Raw genomic sequence first — 18,949 nt, forward strand, 5'->3', positions numbered from 1 at the left:
TGCGTGCTCATCCGGGCGGTGGCTTGTCTGGCCGCTTCGCCGTTCCCGGCGACAAATCGGTCTCGCATCGGGCGCTGATCCTCGGCGGGCTGGCCGAGGGTGAGACGATTGTTTCCGGATTACTGGAGAGCGACGACGTACTCGCCACTGCGGCGGCCGTGCGCGCTTTCGGTCCGCGAGTTGAGCGTTTTGGTCCGGGCCGGTGGCGAGTCCTCGGAGCGCCATGGCAGTCGCCCGCCGGACCGATCGAATGTGGCAACAGCGGAACGGCTGCGCGCTTGCTGATGGGCGCGGCCGCGAGGTTCGACCTCACGGTTCGGATCACAGGCGACGCCTCTCTGAGCCGCCGCCCGATGGCGCGCGTTCGGCGTCCGCTCGAGGCGATGGGAGTCCGTTTCGAGGGCGGGGACACGCTGCCGCTGACGCTGCATGGTGGGAAGCTGCGCGGCATCGATCATCTCAACACACCCGCGTCGGCCCAGGTGAAATCCGCAGTCCTGCTGGCAGGCCTGGGCTCGGAGGAACGGGTGGCGGTGGCGGAGCCTTTGCCGAGCCGCGACCATACCGAGATCATGCTCCGGCATTTCGGTGCCGAGGTGCGGCGGCACGGTACCGTGACCGAGCTTGGGCAGCGGCGAACGCTGCAGGGACAACTTGTCGACGTGCCCGGCGACCCCTCCTCCGCAGCCTTCGCCTGGGCAGCGGCAGCGATCGTCCCCGATAGCGAGGTTCATGCCACCGGCGTGCTACTCAACCCTCTGCGCTCCGGCTTCATCATGGCGCTGCAGCGGATGGGTGCGGATGTCCGGCTGGACAATGTGCGGGGCTCTGCCGGAGAGACGATCGGCGATGTCCGGGTGCGCTATGGGCCGATCTTCGGCGCGGAATTCACGGCCGAGGAGATCCCTTCGATGGTCGACGAGATTCCCGCATTGGCGGTCGTGGCCGCCTTTGCCCGCGGGGAAACGCGGATCGAGGGACTGGACGAACTGCGCCACAAGGAAAGCGACCGGCTCGCGTTGATGGCAGAGGGTTTGCAGGCGTGCGGCGTCGATGCCCGGACGGACGGTGATGCGCTGGTGATCCAGGGTGGCGGAGTGCCGGGTGGTGCTGCCGTCCGTACCGAGGGCGACCATCGTATCGGCATGGCGCATCTCGTGCTTGGGCTCGCTGCCACTCAACCGGTCGAGATCGACGAGGCCGCCATGATCGCCACCAGCTTTCCCGGCTTCCGAGAAGCAATGCGTGGGATCGGAGCCCGGATCGAGGAAGTAGTATGAGCTGGAACGGCTTCGGACGCCTGTTGCGCTTCACAACCTGGGGTGAAAGCCACGGACCGGCGATCGGTGCGGTGGTTGACGGCTGTCCGCCGGGTCTCGCGCTGGACGAGGCATGGGTGCAGCAGTGGCTCGACCAGCGGCGACCTGGGACCGGCCGGAATGTCTCGCCGAGACAGGAACCGGACCGGGTCCGCATTCTATCTGGCGTCTATGAGGGCCGGACAACCGGTACGCCGATCAGCCTGATGATCGAGAATGTCGATGCGCGGCCCAAAGATTATGCCGGGCTGCCGCACCGAGTCGGTCATGCCGATGCAGCCTACGAGGCGAAATACGGTGTCCGCGATCCGCGCGGCGGGGGCCGAGCCTCCGCTCGGGAAACGGCAGCACGGGTCGCGGCGGGGGCGATAGCCCGGTTGGTCATCCCCGAGGTGACCGTTGTGGCCCAGGTGGCGGAAATCGGCGGGGAAGCCGACAGTGCCAGGTGGGAACAACTGCTCGATCAGGCCCGCTCGGAGCAGGACAGCCTCGGTGCGGTAATCGAGTGCGCTGCAAGTGGCGTTCCGGCCGGCTGGGGGGCGCCGGTCTATGCCAAGCTGGACGCCGACCTCGCCGGAGCGATGATGGGGATCAATGCGGTCAAAGCGGTCGAGATCGGCGAGGGTTTCGCTGCTGGAAGGGCGAGCGGTCGAGCCAGCCTCGACGCAATGAAAAAGAGCGGAATCGATGGTGGCATCTCGACCGGACAGACGATCGTGCTGCGGGTGGCATTCAAGCCGACCTCCAGCATCGGCATCGGGGGGCGGCACGACCCTTGTGTCGGAATTCGCGGCGCGCCTGTCGTCGAGGCGATGGTCGCGTTCGTGCTGGCGGACCACAAGTTGCTGCACCGCGCCCAGTGCGGCTGATTAGTGGCACTTGAAGCGGTCGAACGGCTCAAGACAATTCTTGCAGCGAAACTGGCTCTTGCACGGCGTCGAACCGAAGCGGCTGACTTCTTCGACATCTGCTGAACCGCACTGCGGACACAGAACCTCACCGGAGGGTTCTGGCGGAGCGATGCCGTAGCGGCGAAGCTTCTCCCGTCCCTCCGCCGTGATCCACTTGGTGGTCCAGGGCGGCGCGATGACCGTGTCGATCCGGACGTTTCGATATCCCGCTGCGTCGAGAGCTTCGCGGACGCTCTTCTCGATCGCCGCAGTGGCCGGGCATCCGCTGTAGGTGGGGGTGATGACCACCCTTTCCTCGTCAGCCGCGCGGACGATGCCAAGGTCGACGACCGAGACGACCGGAATTTCCGGGTCCGGGACTTCATTCAGGACGTCCCAGAGTGCCTTCATCAGACGCGCTCGATCGCGAGAGCGATGCCTTGCCCGACGCCAATGCACATGGTTGCAAGCGCGTAGCGGCCGCCGGTTCGTGCCAGCTCCTCTGTTGCGGTGAGCGCCAGCCGGGCGCCGGACATGCCGAGCGGATGGCCAAGCGCGATCGCGCCGCCATTGGGGTTCACGCGGGCGTCGTCATCCGGAAGACCAAGCTCGCGCAGAACCGCCAATCCTTGCGCGGCGAACGCTTCGTTGAGCTCGATGACCGCGAGCTCAACGAAGGATAGCCTAAGCCGCTTCAGCAGCTTTTGTGAGGCGGGAGCCGGGCCGATTCCCATGATGCGCGGCGGCACTCCGGCGACGGCTCCGCCTAGAATGCGGGCACGCGGTGTCAGGCCGTTGCGGCGCGCTGCGTCTTCGGACGCGATGATCAGCGCCGCCGCGCCATCGTTCACTCCCGACGCGTTGCCCGCGGTGACCGTGCCGTCCTTGCGGACAATCGGCTTCAAAGCGGACAGCTTGTCGAGACTGGTCAAGCGGGGGTGTTCGTCTTTGTCGACGACGGTCGCTTCACCCTTGCGGCTGGGGATGGTGACACTGACGATTTCCGCATCGAACCGCCCGTTCGCCTGGGCGGCTGCCGTCTTCTGCTGGCTGCGGAGCGCGAAGGCGTCCTGGTCCTCGCGGCTGATGGCAAACTCGTCGGCGACATTTTCCGCCGTGCTTGGCATCGTGTCGTCGCCATATGCGTCCTTCATCTTGGGATTGACGAAGCGCCAGCCGATGGTGGTGTCATAGATTTCGGCGGTGCGGTCGAAGGCGGCGGTCGCCTTTGGCATCACGAAGGGCGCGCGGCTCATGCTCTCGCTGCCGCCTGCGATGACGAGGTCGCTTTCCCCGCCGCGGATTGCGCGGGCGGCCATCGCGACCGCATCCAACCCGGAGCCGCACAGCCGGTTCAGCGTCACGCCGCCACTGCTGTCGGGCAGGCCGGCAAGCAGACCGGCCATGCGCGCGAGGTTGCGATTGTCCTCTCCCGCCTGATTGGCGCAACCCAGAATGACGTCGTCGAGCTCCGCCCAGTCCACGCCCGGGTTGCGGTCGATCAGGGCGCGGATCGGAATTGCGGCAAGGTCGTCGGCGCGAATGCTGGAGAGCGCCCCGCCGTAGCGCCCGATGGGGGTGCGAACCGCGTCGCAGATATAGGCTTCGGTCATTCCGCCGAGATTACCCCACGGCGGATCTGATCGAGCTCGATCGACTCGAACAGCGCCTTGAAGTTGCCTTCGCCGAAGCCTTCATTCCCCTTGCGCTGGATGATCTCGTAGAAGATCGGACCGATCACGTTTTGGGTGAAGATCTGCAGCAGCAGGCCCTGCCCTTCGGTCGGCGCACCGTCGACGAGAATCTTGCGCTTCTTCAACTCCGCCAGCGGCTCGCCATGATCCTTCACGCGATCGTCGAGCAGGTCGTAATAGGTGTCGATGGTGTCCTGGAACGGAATGCCGCGCTCCGATAGGATGTCGACCGACTTGTAGATATCGTCAGATCCAAGGGCGATGTGCTGGATGCCCTCGCCTTTGTACTCGCGCAGGAACTCCTCGATCTGGCTCTTGTCGTCCTGGCTCTCATTCAGTGGAATGCGGATCTTGCCGCAGGGCGAGGTCATCGCCTTGGAAAAGAGGCCGGTGACCTTCCCCTCGATGTCGAAGTAGCGGATCTCACGGAAGTTGAAGAGCCGCTCGTAAAATTCGGCCCAGAAAGCCATCCGGCCGCGGTGAACGTTGTGGGTCAGATGATCGAGATAGACGAGGTGCGCGTTGGCCTCAGCCACCCGCTCCTGCCAGCCAGGCTCATAGGTCCATTCATCTTCGCTGTAGACGGATGCTTCGTCGCCATAGCGGTCGATGAGGTAGAGCAACGAACCGCCGATGCCCTCGATCGCCGGCCAGCCGTGCCCTTGAGCGGTGGCATCACTGGCGCCAAGCTCCAGGGCGCGCTTGTGGGCGGCAGGGGCGTCCTTGACCCGAAAGGCCATGGCATTGGCGGATGGGCCGTGTTCGGAGGCGAAGCCCGCGCCGTGGGTGTCGTCTTGAGCATTAATCAGGAAGTTAATGTCGCCCTGCCGATGCAGGGTCAGATCGCGCCGCTTGTGACGGGCGATGGCGGGAAAGCCGAGCTTGGCGAAAAGCGAGCGAAGCAGCTCCGGATCTGGCGCGGCATATTCGACGAATTCAAAACCGTCGGTTCCCATCGGGTTCTCAAGCCCCAGGGGCGAGAGTTCAGCGGTCGCGGTGGCCATGATCAAATACTCCTTGTTCGCCCCTCCCCTGCTCTCGCCCGAGCGCCATTTCAAGTCGCTGCCAGACATGTGTCCGGCTGTGAAAGGCGGGGTTGTCAGGCATGTCAGGCTGACCCCATCAATCACCAACCCACGGTACTGTTGCGCCTAGTAGCGTACGGCATTGCAGGATAGGAGAAATGGCATGGATGAGTGGAGTGAGCGAGATGGCGCGCTGCATCGCAGTTTTCGCTTCAAGGACTTCAGCGAGGCGTTCGCCTTCCTGACGCGTGTCGCGCTGCACGCGGAAAAGGTCGACCATCATCCGGAGTTCACCTCCGTCTGGAACAGGGTGGACTTCCGCCTGACGAGCCATGACGCGGGCCAGGTCACCGACCGCGACCGGGGGCTTGCGAAGGCGATCGACGCCCTCGCCCAAGCCTCAGCTCAATAAACGCCGCGCGCCATCCGCTCGTTCTTGCGGTGGCCGAGATAGGCCCCCACCAGACCGCCGATAATCGGGCCGACGATCGGAACGGGAATGGCGATGATCGCGCCTACCGCCGCATATTTTGCCATGCGCTTGCCTTCGTCGGTCATGCCTGTCTCCTCTTTGTTGATGAGAGAGGTGGGAAGTCAGGCGCGGGGCAACAAGGAGCGCGACGGCGACGCCGCCGGTCGTTGGTGGGGCAAGATCCCGCGTTCGTCGAGGAATCGCGTGGTCCTGTCGACAACCGCGCGGGTGCCGCGATCGGATACCGCGAAGCCCATGTGGCTGCACCCAAGCTCGGCAGCCTCGTCACATTCTTCCGGCAGGCCGTAGGCCGCGCGTGGGGCGACGATGCCGTCTTTCCGCGACCATAGAGCAAGCGTGGGCACCGGCGGCTTGGAATGATCGCGCATGATGGGCGGCTGGTCCACCTTGTGTCCGGCCACCCATTCGTAGAGCCGCCAGACATTGTTCCAGTGCGGATCGCCGGAGAAGGGCGAACCAAGCGTGACCACCGCCAGTGCGTGGTCCGGCACCTCCCGGGCCAATTCGCGGGCGAAGACGCCGCCCAGGCTCCAGCCTACGATCAGTATCTTTTCGCCCTGACCGAAGGCGTCGAACCGGTGACGCAGCCGCATGAGGGTATCGGCCTTGGCGCCGGTATTGAGACCGAGGTCCCAACCTTCGGTTCGCCAGCCGGCCCGGGCAAATGCCAGACGCAGAGCAGCGGTCGAGCTGTCGCTGGCGAGGAAGCCGGGAAGAACCAGGCATTTGGGTCCGCCTTCCGGTCCGAGCGGCCGAACGGGCGCCATCGCTTTCCATGCGCGCGGAATGAATGCCGCGATTTCGCGAACTCGGGCGCTGGGCGGCGGCGGACGGGTATCCTGTTCGTCAGGCCGAACTTGATCCGACGCCCGCCCTTTTTCTGTCATGTGGTCACGATGGAGCAAGGCCGACCCCGGCTCAAGGCCGGCGTGGCGATCACAGATACTCAGCCCCGCCCATCAGCGGGCGGATTGCGGCGGGTAGCCGAACCCGGCCGTCCTCCGTCTGATGGTTCTCGAGCAGCGGAACCAGGATGCGCGGGCTGGCGAGCGCGGTGTTGTTGAGCGTGTGGGCGAAGCGCACTTTGCTGTCGGCGTCACGGTAGCGGAGGTTGGCCCGGCGGGCTTGCCAATCGTGCAGGGTCGAGCAGCTGTGCGTCTCGCGATACTTGCCGAGGCTAGGCACCCAGCTTTCGATATCGTTCATGCGATATTTGCCGAGGCCCATGTCGCCGGTCGAGGTTTCGATGACCTGGTAGGGGATTTCGAGCTCGGTCAGCAGCTGCTCGGCCAGCCCCAGCAGCTTGGCGTGCCATTCGGCTGACACAGCCTCGTCCGCCTCGCAGATGACATATTGCTCGACCTTCAGGAACTGGTGGACGCGAAGCAGTCCGCGCACGTCGCGCCCGGCGCTGCCCGCCTCGCGTCGGAAGCAGGGGGAATAGCCCGCATAAAGCACCGGTCCGTTCGACAGGTCGAGGATCTCGCCCGAGTGCAGCGACGTCAGCGCCACCTCTGCCGTCCCGGCGAGCCACAGATCGTCGTTCGGGAGCTGGTAGGTCTCCTCGCGATGACCTGGGAATTGGCCTTGGCGGAGGAAGGCGTCCTCGCGAGTGATGGCGGGGACGGTGATCGGCGTGAAGCCGGCAGTAGCGATCTTCTGCAGCGCCCAATTCATCAGCACGCCTTCCAGCAGCGCCAGGCGGCCCTTCAGGCAATATGTCCGGCTGCCAGACACCTGCACGATGCGGGTGAGGTCCGCCCAGTCGTTCTTCTCGATCAGCGCGACATGATCGAGCGGCTCGAACGCGAAGTCGGGCACGGCGCCCTCGGTGCGAATGACTGTGTTGAAGCTCTCGTCCGGACCGACCGGCGCCCCGTCCCACGGAATGCCGGGCAGCCGGAGCATAAGCTCCTTCAATTCGGTTTCCTTGATCGACAGCTCCGTCTCGAGCTCCCCGGCTTTGGTCCCGGCTTCCTTGGCGCGGCGGCCGAGTTCGGCCTTCTCCTCCGGCGCGGCGCTTTTGAAGCCGGCGGAGATGGCGTTGCGGGTGGCGCGCAAGCCATCGATCTCGGTCTTCAGCGCGCGGGCCTCGCCGTCCAGTCGCAGCAGCGCGTCGAGATCGAGATCGACCCCCTTGGCGGCGATGGCGCGCTCCACTGTGGCGCGGTCGTGGCGGACTTGCTCTAGGCTCAGCATGGCGCGGTCCGATGCGGCATCATCAAGGTGCTGGCAAGGGGGTGGACCCGTCGCTAGAGCGAGCGGAATGCAACTTTCGGGGGATTTCAGAATGTTCGTCAGTGCTTTTCTGCTGCTCCAACTGGCGGCGCCAACGGCGCTTGCCCCGGCTAGACCGGTCGCGACAGTCGTCGCGCCGGCGGAGCGGATCGAGCTGCAGGCGAGCAAGGGGAGGACGGTATCGCTATTCGTCCACCCGGCGGAGCGCACGCGCGGCGTGGTGCTGTTCGGGCATGGCATGGGGGCGCAGCCCAGCACCTACGCCGACCTCATCGAAAATTGGCGCAAGGCCGGCTTCACGGTGGTGGCGCCTCTGGCGGTGGACAGCCGGGCGCATCCGCGTCGGGCGGAATTTGACCAGGTGGCGGGGTTCGGGGCCCGGGCCGAGGACCTGATGATTACGCGCGGCTTCGTCGCGAGCCGCTATCCCGGCCACAAGGTCGTTCTGGCCGGGCACAGCTACGGCTCGTTGTTCGCGTTGATGGGCGCGGGGGCGAAGACGCCGGCCGGGCCGCTTGCCGGACCCCCGGTCGCCGGGCTGCTGCTGTTCTCCTCGCCGGGTGCAATTCCGGGAGTCGTGGCTCCAGGCGCGTTTGCGGACGTTAAGCTGCCCATGCTGTTGGTGACTGGCGACAAGGACGTGGTGCCGGGCTTCGTGCCCGACCCGCAAACACACCGCCTCCCGTTCGAGGAAGCGGCGGCGGGCCGCAAGACGCTGGTGACGGTGTCGGGCGGCGACCACTTCCTGGCGTCCACCCCTTCGGCCACCGGCTTCCGGGTCGTTGCGGCGCTGAGTCGCGATTTTCTCGCGGCCGTGCTGGCGGACGATCAAGCGGCCGCCGACCGGTTGGCGAATGCGAAGACCAGCCCGACCATTTCCATCGAACGCCGTTGAGGATCGAAAAAGAATGCCGTCCGGACTTGTTGCCCTGCTCGACGATGTCGCCACGCTGACCAAGCTGGCGGCGGCCTCTGTCGACGATGTCGGCGCCGCCGCGGGGCGTGCGGGCATGAAGGCTGCGGGCGTCGTCATCGACGATACCGCCGTGACGCCGCGCTACGTGACGGGCCTGAGCCCGCAGCGCGAACTGCCGATCATCGCGAAGATCGCCTGGGGCAGCCTCAAGAACAAGATGCTGATCCTGCTGCCGGTCGCGCTGTTGCTGAGCGCCTTCGCGGCCTGGGCGATCGTGCCGCTGCTGATGATCGGCGGCGCGTTCCTGGCCTATGAGGCGACGCACAAGATCTGGGAGAAGCTCAGCGGTCACGACCATACGGCCGAGGATCTGATGGAAGCGGCCGACCCCGGCGAGCTGGAAGAGCGGCAGGTCAAGGGCGCGATCCGGACCGACTTCATCCTGTCGGCCGAGATCATGGCGATCGCGCTGGCCGAGGTCGAGACGAGCAGTTTCGCACTGCAGGCCGGCGCCCTGGCCGCGGTCGCGATCGGTATCACCGTCGCCGTCTATGGTCTGGTGGGCGTCATCGTAAAGCTGGACGATATCGGCCTGCACCTGTCCACGCGCGGACCGAGCGTCGCCCGGTCCTTCGGGCGTCTCCTTGTGCGGGGTGTCCCCAAGCTGTTGTCCGCCCTGGCGATCATCGGCACCGCCGCCATGCTGTGGGTCGGTGGGCAAATCCTTCTGCACGGGATGGAGGAGCTCGGCTTCGGCACGATCCCGCACCTGGTCCATGACGGGGCCCATGCCGGCGCAGAAGCGATCGGCTTCTGGGTGCCGGTGTGGGAGTGGCTGCTCAATGCCCTAGGCGGAGCAATCGCCGGAATCATCGTCGGGGGCGCGATCGTGGGGGCACTGCACCTCGTCAAGTTGCTGCGCCGCGGCGCGGACGTGGCCGAGGCAGAAGGCGCGGCCCACTGAACGCGGTGCTGGTCTTCGTCGGCGGCGGTGCGGGCGCAATCCTGCGGTGGGGCTTCAGCCGAACGCTGGGCGGCCCCATCGCGACGTTGCTGGTGAATGTCGTCGGCTGTCTTCTCATGGGCCTGCTCGCGGGCTGGCTGATCGGACGGGCCCAGGGCGAGAGCTGGCGGCTGCTGCTGGGCGTCGGCCTGCTGGGCGGCTTCACGACCTTTTCCGCCTTTGCGCTGGACTTCGCCTTGCTGTGGCGGGACCAGCCATGGACGGCGATAGGCTATTCGGCGGCCAGTGTTTTCCTGTCGTTGGCCGCCGTGTTCGCCGGGCTGGCGCTCAGCCGCTAGTCGAAATGAAGGCGGCGGTAGCGGCCGCGAAAGTAGAGCAGGGGGTCCAGCGTCGGGTCGAAGCTTGCCCGCAGCACCTCACCCACCACGATATGATGATCGCCCCCTTCGTGCACGGCATGGGCGGCGCATTCGAACACGCCGAGCGAATCGCGCAGCACCGGGGGTCCGAACTCGCCGGGGCTCCAGGGGGTGGTACCGAACCGGTCCTGATCCTTGGTGGCGAAGCGGATGGAGGCGGGTTGCTGCCCGGTCTGCAGCACGTTCACCGCGAAGTGATTGGCACGGGTTAGCGCCGATGCGCTCGCCGTGGCGCGCCCGACGCAGACCAGCAGCAGGGGCGGATCGAGGCTGACGGAGGTAAAGCTATTGGCGGTAAGCCCGACCGGATCCCCCTGTTCGTCCAGGCAGGTGACCACCGTGACCCCGGTCGCGAAACAGCCAAGCGCGTCACGCAGGGTGCGTGGGTCGGAACCGGTGCGATACTCGCTTGGGGCTGGTGCGGCTTCGGCCATGGCGTCCATGTAGCCGGGTTGCGGCACGTGGGACAGCTAGGCTTTGGCCGGGCGAACGAGATGCCACATTTTCGCCCTTGTTGCGCAAGCTTAGGGTCAGATTTCATTGCTAAAAGGGCCTCATGAAGAAGCTTGCTTTCGCCCTCGCCGGCGCACTGCTGCTGGTGCCGTCCTCTGCCATGGCGAAATCGCCGCTGGAGGGCCTGTGGCGGACGCCAAAAGGCACTGCGACGGTGCGCATCGCCCAGTGCGGTGCGCAGCTGTGCGGCCGTATGGTCGACGCGTCGGAAAAGGTGCAGCGCAAGGCCGCCAAGCAGGGCGCACCCAATATCGTCGGCAAGACGGTGCTGAACAGCATTCACCAGACCGGTCCCAACAAGTGGAAAAGCCAGGTGTTCGTGCCCAAGCTGGGCCGGCACGTCGGCGGCCATCTGACGTTGAACGGCCGCAATCAGCTGACAGTACAGGGCTGCGTTGCCGGCCTGCTGTGCAAGAGCCAGGCTTGGGTGCGGGTCAGCTGAGCGCGAACTCCGCCAGTTCACCCCCCAGGACGGCGGCCTGCAGCGCCGCCATCTCGTCCGCCCAATAACGGTCTGCCTCCAGGTGGGGACTGAGCGCACGAACTTTCGAGTGCAGCGCCCGGAGGGGTTCGGAGGTCTTCAGCGGCGCGTGATAATCCACCCCTTGCGCCGCGGCGATTAGTTCGATCGCGATCACGCCGGCCGCGTTGCGGACGATGGTCCCCGCTTTCCGCGCGGCGATCGGGGCCATGGATACATGGTCTTCCTGGCCTGCGCTGGTCGGGATCGAGTCGACGGAAGCGGGAAAGGCAAGGCTCTTGTTCTCGCTGACCAGTGCAGCGGCGGTGACCTGGGGGATCATCAGGCCTGAGTTGACCCCGCCGTCGTCGACCAGGAACGCCGGAAGCCCGCTCATCTTGGGGTCGACCAGGACGGAGGTGCGGCGCTCGGACAGGCTGCCGACCTCGCACAGGGCCATGGCGATGGTGTCGGCGGCGAAGGCGACCGGCTGGGCGTGGAAGTTGCCGCCGCTGATCGCCGTGTCCTCGTCCTCGAACACGATCGGATTGTCGGTAACTGCCGCCGCCTCGATGGTGAGGGTGCGGGCGGCGTTCTCCAGCAGGTCGAGCGCAGCGCCCATCACCTGCGGCTGGCAGCGGAAGCTGTAGGGGTCCTGCACCCGGCCGCAGCGATGGTGGCTTTCGACGATCTGAGACCCGTCGAGCAGGCGGGCGATCTCGGCGGCGACGCGGATCTGGCCGGGCTGTCCGCGCAGAGCCGAGATGCGCGGGTCGAACGGCTTGGCGCTGCCCTTCAGCGCGTCGACCGACAGCGCGCCCGCAGCGAGCGCGGCGCCGAACACGCGCTCGGCGGCGAACAGGGCGTCGAGCGCGATGGCGGTGCTCGCCTGCGTGCCGTTGATCAGGGCGAGACCCTCCTTGGGCCCGAGCTCCAGCGGCGCGATCCCAAGCCGCTGCAACGCCTCCCCCGCCGCGACCCGCTCGCCGGCGAGGTCGATCCAGCCAAACCCCATCAGCGCCGCCGTCATGTGCGCCAGCGGGGCGAGGTCGCCGGACGCGCCGACGCTGCCCTGCGCCGGGATCACCGGCATGGCGTCACGGTCGAGCAACGCCTGCAGCGCGTCGATCACCGCCGGCCGCACCCCCGAATAGCCGCGCCCGAGGCCGAGTAGCTTCAGCACGATCATCAGCCGCGTGACATGCCGCGGCAGCGCGTCGCCCAGCCCGCACGAATGCGACAGGATCAGGTTGCGCTGAAGCTCGGCGAGGCGGCCGGCCGGGATGCGCTCATTGGCGAGCAGGCCGAAGCCGGTGTTGATGCCGTAGACGGTCTCTCCACCGACAACGATGCGCTCGACGGCGGCGGCAGACGCGCGCACGCGGTCCATGCTGGCGGCGTCGAGGCAAGACGGCGCGCCGGTCCAAAGCTGGCGGAGGGTAGCGAGGTCGATGGCTTCGGGGTTGAGGGTGAGCATGGGTGGGCGTTTAGGGGGTTTGCGGAGACCGGGCCAGCGGCCGCGACCTTAGCCCGCGGTTGCTAGCTCTAAGCTCTTCTTGTGGAAGAAACTTTCTGGTCCGATCTGATCGGGTGGAAGTCTCCCATGCTCGGCACAGAGGGCAACAAGAACTGACCAGAGATCGGCAGGCCGGGCGCCAGCCGTCCGAAGGGTGGCTGTATTCAGGGGAGCGGTTCGTCGTACCAAGTCCGCAACAGTCGCCGTGCCAGTCGGAAAGCGTCCTGGGTCCATTCGCAGGAGCGGCCATCCGGCAGCCGCAATCAGGATCGCTGCACCGCTGATCATCCAATGACCAGTAAGTAGAGCCACGATGCCAGCCAGTATGCCGAAGGTCAGCAATAAGCCTCCCGTCATTCCGAGCCATGTGAGTTCGTGTGCTGGAAGCCGGAGCCCGGTAACACGCGAGAGCTTCTCGGACAGGCGGCTCGGCGGCAAACCATAGGCGGCGAGCGGAGTGGCTGGAGTCACTCGGCGCTTGTCCCCTGGAGCTAAGCTGCGTCTGAGGCGGTAGAACACCATCGACGAGCCGCAGCTTCCGTTTTGGTGCTCCCAGTTTGGCAGATGAGCGACAAGGATGTCGTACAAGTCTCCAACTGTCGAACAACGCTCAGCCTCTTCATCGGCGATCTTGGTGCCGAATGTGCCCTCGACCTCTTCAAGCAGGTCGATCGCACCCCACTCAGGGTCGAGGTCCAGCGAGTTAGCCACGATGCGATGATGCGCCGCTACGCTCCGAGGCGCAATGCTTGCTTCGCCAGCTCACGCTGCCTCTCGCCAGAACCTCCCCGTTGCGCAGCAATGGGAGGGGAAAGCTCAGCCGTTAGGCTGAGGGGTGGAGGGGCCTGCGACGGTTTGGCTTCGGGAGGTTCTTGTCGGGAGGGCGTTGGCCCCTCCACCGCCTTTGGCGGCGGTCCCCCTCCCCATTCCGCTTCGCGAAACAGGGAGGTTCTTGGGTTAGATCATGGGGAGGTCGAGCCTCTGCTCCCGCGCGCAGTCCACCGCCTCGTCATACCCCGCATCCGCATGCCGCATCACGCCCGTCGCCGGGTCATTCCACAGTACCCGCTCCAGCCGCCGTGCGGCCTCGTCGGTGCCATCCGCCACGATCACCATGCCTGAGTGCTGCGAATAGCCCATGCCGACTCCGCCGCCGTGGTGGAGGCTGACCCAGGTCGCGCCGCTGGCCGTGTTCAACAGCGCGTTCAGCAGCGGCCAGTCGGACACGGCGTCGCTGCCGTCCTTCATCGCCTCTGTCTCGCGGTTTGGTGACGCAACGCTGCCGCTGTCGAGGTGGTCGCGGCCGATGACGATGGGGGCGCTGACCTCGCCGCTGCGCACCATCTCGTTGAAGGCGAGGCCGAGGCGGTGGCGTTGGCCGAGGCCGACCCAGCAGATGCGCGCGGGGAGGCCCTGGAAGGCGATCCGCTCCCGCGCCATGTCGAGCCAGCGATGGAGGTGCGGGTCGTCGGGGATCAGCTCCTTCACTCGACTGTCGGTGCGGTAGATATCCTCCGGGTCGCCGCTCAGCGCGCACCAGCGAAAAGGGCCGATGCCGCGGCAGAACAGCGGGCGGACATAGGCGGGGACGAAGCCGGGGAAGTCGAAGGCGTGGGTGACGCCGGTGTCGAGCGCTTCCTGGCGGATGTTGTTGCCATAGTCGAAGGTGGGAACGCCCAGCTCCCGGTAGGACAGCATCGCCTCGACGTGGCGGGCGATGGAGATGCGCGCGGCCTCGGCGACGGCCTGCGGATCGCGCTCGCGCATCTCCTGCCACTTGGCGACGCTCCAGCCGATCGGGAGGTAGCCGTTGGCCGGGTCGTGGGCGCTGGTCTGGTCGGTGAGCGCGTCGGGGCGGATGCCGCGGGCGAGCATCTCTGGGATGATCTCGGCGGCATTGCCGAGCAGGCCGACGCTGGTGGGTTCGGTGGCGGCGGCGATGATTTCCAGCGCTTCGTCGATGGTGGCGGCGCGGCGGTCGAGGTAGCGGGTTTCGAGCCGCTTCTCGATGCGGCTTTCCTGGCATTCGATGGCGATGCAGTGCGCGCCGGCCATCACCGCCGCCAGCGGCTGCGCCCCGCCCATGCCGCCGAGGCCGGCGGTCAGGATCCACTTGCCTTTCAGGTCCCCGCCATAATGCTGGCGACCCATCTCGGCGAAGGTCTCGTAGGTCCCTTGGACGATGCCCTGCGTGCCGATGTAGATCCACGAGCCCGCGGTCATCTGGCCGTACATCATAAGCCCGGCGCGATCGAGCTCGTTGAACTTCTCCCAGGTGGCCCATTTGGGCACGAGGTTGGAATTGGCGATCAGCACGCGCGGCGCGTCGGGGTGGGTGCGGAACACGCCGACCGGCTTGCCCGACTGGACGAGGAGGGTCTGGTCGTTCTCAAGGCGCTCCAGGGTCTCGACGATCTTGTCGTAGCAGGCCCAGTTGCGCGCGGCCCGGCCGATGCCGCCGTAGACGACCAGGCTCTGCGGGTCCTCGGCAACCTCGTCGTCGAGGTTGTTCATCAGCATACGGACCGCGGCTTCGGTCAGCCAGCTTTTGGCGACGATCTCGGACCCTCGGCGAGCGCGGATGCGGCGGCTGTTGTCTCTGCGTTGGTCGGTCAAGTCAGTCCTCGTCATTGCGACCCCGGCGGAGGCCGGGGGAAGCAATCCAGCCCTCTCGCCTGGCCGTGGATTGCCGCGTCGCTGCGCTCCTCGCAATGACAAAGGATGTAGTCAAACCTACGACGCCACGCCCCACGTATCCACTCCGGCCAGCATTCGCCGCTCCGGCCCGGGCAGCCCGATCCAGTAACCAAGCTCCGCCGGATGGTCGATTGCCCACGCGCACAGGTCCGCGACCTTGCCCGGAGCGATGCTGCCAAGTTCCCCTTCCAGCCCGAGCGCGCGGGCGGCGTTGACCGTCATTCCGGCCAGCGCTTCTTCCGGTGTGAGATTGAACAGGGTGCAGGCCATGTTCATGGCCAGCTGCGGGTTGACCAGCGGAGACGTGCCGGGATTGCAGTCGGTGGCGACGGCAATCGGCACGCCATAGTCGCGCAGCAATTGGACGGGCGGCTTCTGGCTTTCCTGCAACGCGTAGAAAGCGCCGGGCAAGAGAACCGCCACGGTCCCCGCCTCGGCCATCGCCTCCGCGCCCGCCTCGTCCAGATATTCGAGATGGTCGGCCGACAGCGCATTGTACCGCGCGGCCAGCTTGGCGCCGCCCCGATTGCTGAGCTGCTCGGCGTGAAGTTTCACCCTCAGGCCGTGGTTCTCGGCGGCGGCGAACAATTGCTCGATTTCGTGCGGCAGGAAGCCGATGCCCTCGCAGAAACCGTCGATGGCGTAGGCGGTGCCGGCGCGGGCGACGGCCGGGATCATCTCCTCGATCACCATCTGCACGAATTCGGCGCGGTCGGCACCCTGCGGTAGCGCGTGAAGGGCCAGCAGAGTCGGAAAGATGCGCACCTGCTCCGATCCCCCAAGCGCCCGCGCCACGTTGAGCAGCCTGAGTTCGCTTGCCGTGTCGAAGCCGTAGCCCGACTTGATCTCAACAGTCGTGCAGCCGCCGGCCATCAACGCGCGGAGCCGTCCGCGCGCGCTTTCCATCAGCTCGGTGGCGGAGCTTGCGCGGGTCGCATTGACGGTCGAGGCGATGCCGCCCCCCGCCTTGGCGATCTCCTCGTAAGTCGCACCCGCCCGCCGCATGGCGTGCTCGTGGGCGCGATTGCCGCCGAACACGAGATGGGTGTGGCAGTCGATCAAGCCAGGCGTCACCCAGGCGCCGCCGAGCTTGACGATTTCCTTGACCTGCGCGCCCGCCATCTCGGCACGCTTGCCGACGCGGACAATCTTGCCGTCGGCGATGGCGATGGCGCCGTGCTCCACCAGGCCGAGCGGATCGCCGCGGGTCGGAACCATGGTGCAGACATGACAATCGGTAAGCAGGCGATCCCACATGGCGCTCCGCATAGGGCGCTGCTAGGTTGCCATGCAATGACCAGTGCATGGCCCAACCTCCTCGACTTGCTGACCCGTGACGAGGCCGCGCCGGTCGGATGGGTCAGCGCACCGTTGGGGGCGGGTTCGGTGACGCCGGGCCGTTGCGATCTCGCGCCGTCCGCGCTGCGGGCGATACTGCGCCGGATCGGGCGCTATGACGCGGACAGCGGCAAGGAATTGTCGGCGCCGATCTGTGACCGCGGCGACCTGCAGCTGCATGGACAAAGCATCGAGGAGGCAACTCCAGCGATCCGTGACGCCGTGGAGGCCAGCGTTTCGGCGCATGACCTCACCCTGCTGATCGGCGGCAACAATGCGGTCACCCGTCCCGGCGTGCTGGGGATGGCGGACGCTGTGGGCGTGCCCCTGAACCGGGTCGGCCTGGTCACGCTCGACGCTCATTTCGACATGCGCGACCTCAGCCAGGGCTTAGGCAACGGCAATCCGGTGCGGGCGCTGCGCGAAGACGGGCTGCCGGGCGCAAACATCTGCCAGATCGGCCTCGCCCCCTATGCCAACAGCCGCGAGATGCATGAGGACGCGGTCTCCGGCGGGCATCTGGTGTTGACGGCCCGCGACGTGCGCGAGAATGGCGGGGCGTGGGCGATGGATCAGGCTCTCGCCCGGCTCGAGCCGCTCGACGCGATCCTGCTCGATTGCGACATAGACGTGCTCGACCGGTCACTGTTTCCCGCCGCCCCCGGCGCGCGGGCCGGCGGTTTGCAGCTGCACGACTTTCTCGATGCGGTGAAGCTCGCCGCCGCCTTCCCCAAGGTGCGCGCGATCGACCTCACCGAATGGGACCCGCCGCTCGATCCGACCGACCTCAGCGCACTGACGGCCGGCCGCTGGCTGGCCGAAGTGCTGAGCGGCTTCGAGGAACGCCCCTAGCCCAGCATTCCTTCGATCGCCTTCGCCAGGTCGGCAGCCGTCACCGGTTTCTTCAGAATGGTGGCCTGACCCTCCAGGACCCGGTCGAGCGCCTCACTTTCGGCAAAGCCGGTGATGAACAGCAAGCGGACATCCGGCCGCAGGGCCAGCGCCCGCTCCGCCAGTTCGGCGCCGTTCATCCCCGGCATGGCGAAGTCGAGGAGCATGAGCTCGACTGCGCGCTGCTCAAGCTCGGCCAGCGCGTCCTGACCGCTTTCGGCCTGCACCACTTCATGGCCGTGCGCGTCGAGCAGGTCGGCAAGCGTCGAGCGGACGTCGTGATCGTCATCCACTAGCAGGATGGTCGCGCTGCGAGTCGCCGGTTGCAGGCCATTGCTGCCGGCGGAAGTGGTGCTTTCGTCCCACCCATCATGGCACGGCATCAGCATTACGACGCTGGTGCCCTGCCCGACCTGGCTTTCGATTCTCAAATCGCCGCCGGCTTGCTGGGCAACGCCAAAGGCCATGCTGAGCCCAAGTCCCGTCCCGCGCCCCGGCCCCTTGGTGGTGAAAAACGGCTCCAACGCGCGTTCGACGACTTCGGGCGACATCCCCACCCCGTCATCCGTCACGCGCAAGGCGACAAACTCGCGATCGTCTTCCGTAACCCGTTCGGCCGTGATCGACAGCGTACCGCCCGAGGGCATCGCATCACGCGCATTGATCGCGAGATTAAGCACCGCCAGCTCCAGCTGGGTGCGGTCGGAAACCACGGCACAGACATCGGGTGCGACCGTAACCTTCAGCTCGACCTGAGGCCCTACCGAGTTGCGCAGCAGCTCCTGCATCCCCGCCACCATCGACGGGACATGGATCGGCTTGGATTCCAAGCGCTGCTGACGCGAAAAGGTCAGCAGCTGGCTGGTGAGCTTGGTCCCGCGTTCCACTGCCAGGGTGGCATTCCCGACCCAGCGCTGCACCTTTTCGCAATTCTCCGGCGCATGGGCGATCAGTTCCAGATTGCCAGCCACCGCCTGCAGCAGGTTGTTGAAGTCATGGGCGATGCCACCCGTCAGTTGCCCGACAGCCTCGATCTTCTTGGACTGGACCGCGCCGCTTCGGCCCGCTCGCGCTGCATCACTTCGGCGCGAAGTTGATCCAGGACCTGATCGCGTTCGGTGAGCGCCGCGGCGAGCTCCTCGTTCTTCCGCTGGAGCATGGTCGGAGAAGGGATCGCCAGCAGGCGCGGCAATAATGGCCACAGCAACAGCGCGGTCGGGACGGACGCCGCGGCGGTCAACGCCTTGATGCCGGCCTCCGCGCCATAATCGCCGTTCCACAGGTTCCAGATGCCCATGACATGGGTCAGTCCGCAGGACATGATGAACAGGGCGAACAGCCAGAACATCTTGCCGAAGTTCACGTCCGGCCGCTTTCGCACAAATACGATCAGCGCAATCGGAATGGAAAAATAGGCGGCGGCGATCAGCGCATCGGAGACGACGTGAGTCCACACCAGGGTGGGGTTCCACAGCAGGCAATAGCCGTGCGGTGCATATTCGCCGTCAATGAAGGCGCGCAGGAAATCGAGCATGGCGCGACGCTACGGCCTTAGTCGAACGCTGGCTAGCGGTCC

At 66.4% G+C, this 18,949-nt stretch carries 21 protein-coding genes; 8 read left to right on the forward strand and 13 right to left on the reverse strand.

Features of this window, described 5'->3' with window-relative positions:
- Window positions 1-23: 23 nt before the first annotated feature.
- Both aroA and AC4GYS_RS02625 read left to right on the forward strand, forming a co-directional pair.
- Window positions 24-1,280 carry a 3-phosphoshikimate 1-carboxyvinyltransferase gene (aroA, locus tag AC4GYS_RS02620; protein WP_491107554.1) on the forward strand — a complete coding sequence of 419 codons (1,257 nt, stop codon included), beginning with the start codon at window positions 24-26 and terminating at the stop codon, window positions 1,278-1,280.
- Window positions 1,277-2,188 carry a chorismate synthase gene (locus tag AC4GYS_RS02625; RefSeq protein WP_491107555.1) on the forward strand — a complete coding sequence of 304 codons (912 nt, stop codon included), beginning with the start codon at window positions 1,277-1,279 and terminating at the stop codon, window positions 2,186-2,188. Before aroA ends, AC4GYS_RS02625 begins: the two co-directional genes overlap by 4 nt.
- Here the strand turns inward: AC4GYS_RS02625 and paaD are convergent, their stop codons facing one another.
- Genes paaD through hppD form a run of 3 tightly spaced genes read right to left on the reverse strand, consistent with a single transcriptional unit; the run spans window position 2,189 to window position 4,907 of the window.
- Entirely contained in the window at window positions 2,189-2,620 is a 432-nt protein-coding gene (gene paaD, locus AC4GYS_RS02630) for a 1,2-phenylacetyl-CoA epoxidase subunit PaaD (protein WP_491107556.1), read from the reverse strand.
- Window positions 2,620-3,822 carry a 3-oxoadipyl-CoA thiolase gene (gene pcaF, locus AC4GYS_RS02635; RefSeq protein ID WP_491107557.1) on the reverse strand — a complete coding sequence of 401 codons (1,203 nt, stop codon included), beginning with the start codon at window positions 3,820-3,822 and terminating at the stop codon, window positions 2,620-2,622. The genes paaD and pcaF overlap by 1 nt, the downstream gene beginning before the upstream one ends.
- The gene (gene hppD, locus AC4GYS_RS02640) at window positions 3,819-4,907 is read right to left on the reverse strand and encodes a 4-hydroxyphenylpyruvate dioxygenase (protein ID WP_491107558.1); all 1,089 of its coding nucleotides are present in this window, start codon (window positions 4,905-4,907) and stop codon (window positions 3,819-3,821) included. The genes pcaF and hppD overlap by 4 nt, the downstream gene beginning before the upstream one ends.
- 163 nt (window positions 4,908-5,070) lie before the next feature.
- Between hppD and AC4GYS_RS02645 the strand changes: the two genes are divergently transcribed.
- Window positions 5,071-5,340: a 4a-hydroxytetrahydrobiopterin dehydratase gene (locus AC4GYS_RS02645; RefSeq protein ID WP_491107559.1), complete on the forward strand. Its 270-nt coding sequence runs from the start codon at window positions 5,071-5,073 to the stop codon at window positions 5,338-5,340.
- On the opposite strand, the gene AC4GYS_RS02650 is transcribed toward AC4GYS_RS02645, so the two are convergent.
- From AC4GYS_RS02650 to serS, 3 genes are read right to left on the reverse strand one after another with little or no spacing between them, the layout of a single operon-like run.
- The gene (locus AC4GYS_RS02650) at window positions 5,334-5,486 is read right to left on the reverse strand and encodes a hypothetical protein (protein ID WP_491107560.1); all 153 of its coding nucleotides are present in this window, start codon (window positions 5,484-5,486) and stop codon (window positions 5,334-5,336) included. The genes AC4GYS_RS02645 and AC4GYS_RS02650 overlap by 7 nt on opposite strands.
- A 36-nt stretch (window positions 5,487-5,522) precedes the next feature.
- Entirely contained in the window at window positions 5,523-6,308 is a 786-nt protein-coding gene (locus AC4GYS_RS02655) for an alpha/beta fold hydrolase (protein ID WP_491107561.1), read from the reverse strand.
- A gap of 49 nt (window positions 6,309-6,357) precedes the next feature.
- Window positions 6,358-7,620 carry a serine--tRNA ligase gene (serS, locus tag AC4GYS_RS02660; RefSeq protein ID WP_491107562.1) on the reverse strand — a complete coding sequence of 421 codons (1,263 nt, stop codon included), beginning with the start codon at window positions 7,618-7,620 and terminating at the stop codon, window positions 6,358-6,360.
- Between the two features lie 91 nt (window positions 7,621-7,711).
- On the opposite strand from serS, the gene AC4GYS_RS02665 reads away from it, so the two are divergent.
- The 3 genes from AC4GYS_RS02665 to AC4GYS_RS02675 are packed head-to-tail and all read left to right on the forward strand — an operon-like array spanning window position 7,712 to window position 9,877.
- A complete protein-coding gene (locus tag AC4GYS_RS02665) occupies window positions 7,712-8,554 on the forward strand; it encodes an alpha/beta hydrolase family protein (RefSeq protein ID WP_491107563.1) in 843 nt (280 codons plus the stop codon).
- A gap of 13 nt (window positions 8,555-8,567) precedes the next feature.
- Complete coding sequence (locus tag AC4GYS_RS02670) at window positions 8,568-9,539, forward strand: DUF808 domain-containing protein (protein WP_491107564.1); 972 nt, start codon at window positions 8,568-8,570, stop codon at window positions 9,537-9,539.
- Window positions 9,540-9,544: 5 nt separating this feature from the next.
- On the forward strand, window positions 9,545-9,877 hold the full coding sequence (locus tag AC4GYS_RS02675) for a fluoride efflux transporter FluC (protein ID WP_491107565.1): 333 nt from the start codon (window positions 9,545-9,547) through the stop codon (window positions 9,875-9,877).
- Here the strand turns inward: AC4GYS_RS02675 and AC4GYS_RS02680 are convergent.
- Complete coding sequence (locus AC4GYS_RS02680; protein ID WP_491107566.1) at window positions 9,874-10,392, reverse strand: flavin reductase family protein; 519 nt, start codon at window positions 10,390-10,392, stop codon at window positions 9,874-9,876. The two genes, AC4GYS_RS02675 and AC4GYS_RS02680, sit on opposite strands and share 4 nt — an antisense overlap.
- A gap of 122 nt (window positions 10,393-10,514) precedes the next feature.
- Here AC4GYS_RS02680 and AC4GYS_RS02685 point away from each other — a divergent pair, with 122 nt between their 5' ends.
- A complete protein-coding gene (locus AC4GYS_RS02685; RefSeq protein WP_491107567.1) occupies window positions 10,515-10,913 on the forward strand; it encodes a DUF2147 domain-containing protein in 399 nt (132 codons plus the stop codon).
- Here the strand turns inward: AC4GYS_RS02685 and hutH are convergent.
- The 4 genes from hutH to hutI all read right to left on the reverse strand — a co-directional run bounded on the left by hutH (window position 10,906) and on the right by hutI (window position 16,401).
- Window positions 10,906-12,408, reverse strand: coding sequence for a histidine ammonia-lyase (gene hutH, locus AC4GYS_RS02690; RefSeq protein WP_491107568.1), 1,503 nt, complete (start codon window positions 12,406-12,408; stop codon window positions 10,906-10,908). The two genes, AC4GYS_RS02685 and hutH, sit on opposite strands and share 8 nt — an antisense overlap.
- A gap of 48 nt (window positions 12,409-12,456) precedes the next feature.
- Window positions 12,457-13,158 (reverse strand): acyl carrier protein, encoded by a 702-nt coding sequence (locus tag AC4GYS_RS02695; protein ID WP_491107569.1) that lies wholly within the window; start codon window positions 13,156-13,158, stop codon window positions 12,457-12,459.
- 246 nt (window positions 13,159-13,404) lie between these two features.
- Window positions 13,405-15,078 carry a urocanate hydratase gene (gene hutU / locus AC4GYS_RS02700; protein WP_491107570.1) on the reverse strand — a complete coding sequence of 558 codons (1,674 nt, stop codon included), beginning with the start codon at window positions 15,076-15,078 and terminating at the stop codon, window positions 13,405-13,407.
- 102 nt (window positions 15,079-15,180) lie between these two features.
- Complete coding sequence (hutI, locus tag AC4GYS_RS02705) at window positions 15,181-16,401, reverse strand: imidazolonepropionase (RefSeq protein ID WP_491107571.1); 1,221 nt, start codon at window positions 16,399-16,401, stop codon at window positions 15,181-15,183.
- Between the two features lie 36 nt (window positions 16,402-16,437).
- Here hutI and AC4GYS_RS02710 point away from each other — a divergent pair, with 36 nt between their 5' ends.
- Entirely contained in the window at window positions 16,438-17,334 is an 897-nt protein-coding gene (locus tag AC4GYS_RS02710) for an arginase family protein (protein WP_491107572.1), read from the forward strand.
- On the opposite strand, the gene AC4GYS_RS02715 is transcribed toward AC4GYS_RS02710, so the two are convergent.
- Window positions 17,331-18,344: an ATP-binding protein gene (locus AC4GYS_RS02715; RefSeq protein ID WP_491107573.1), complete on the reverse strand. Its 1,014-nt coding sequence runs from the start codon at window positions 18,342-18,344 to the stop codon at window positions 17,331-17,333. The genes AC4GYS_RS02710 and AC4GYS_RS02715 overlap by 4 nt on opposite strands.
- 41 nt (window positions 18,345-18,385) lie before the next feature.
- Entirely contained in the window at window positions 18,386-18,907 is a 522-nt protein-coding gene (locus AC4GYS_RS02720) for a hypothetical protein (RefSeq protein ID WP_491107574.1), read from the reverse strand.
- Window positions 18,908-18,949 lie beyond the last annotated feature (42 nt).

It is taken from the genome of Sphingomonas sp. SP1, from assembly GCF_058313395.1.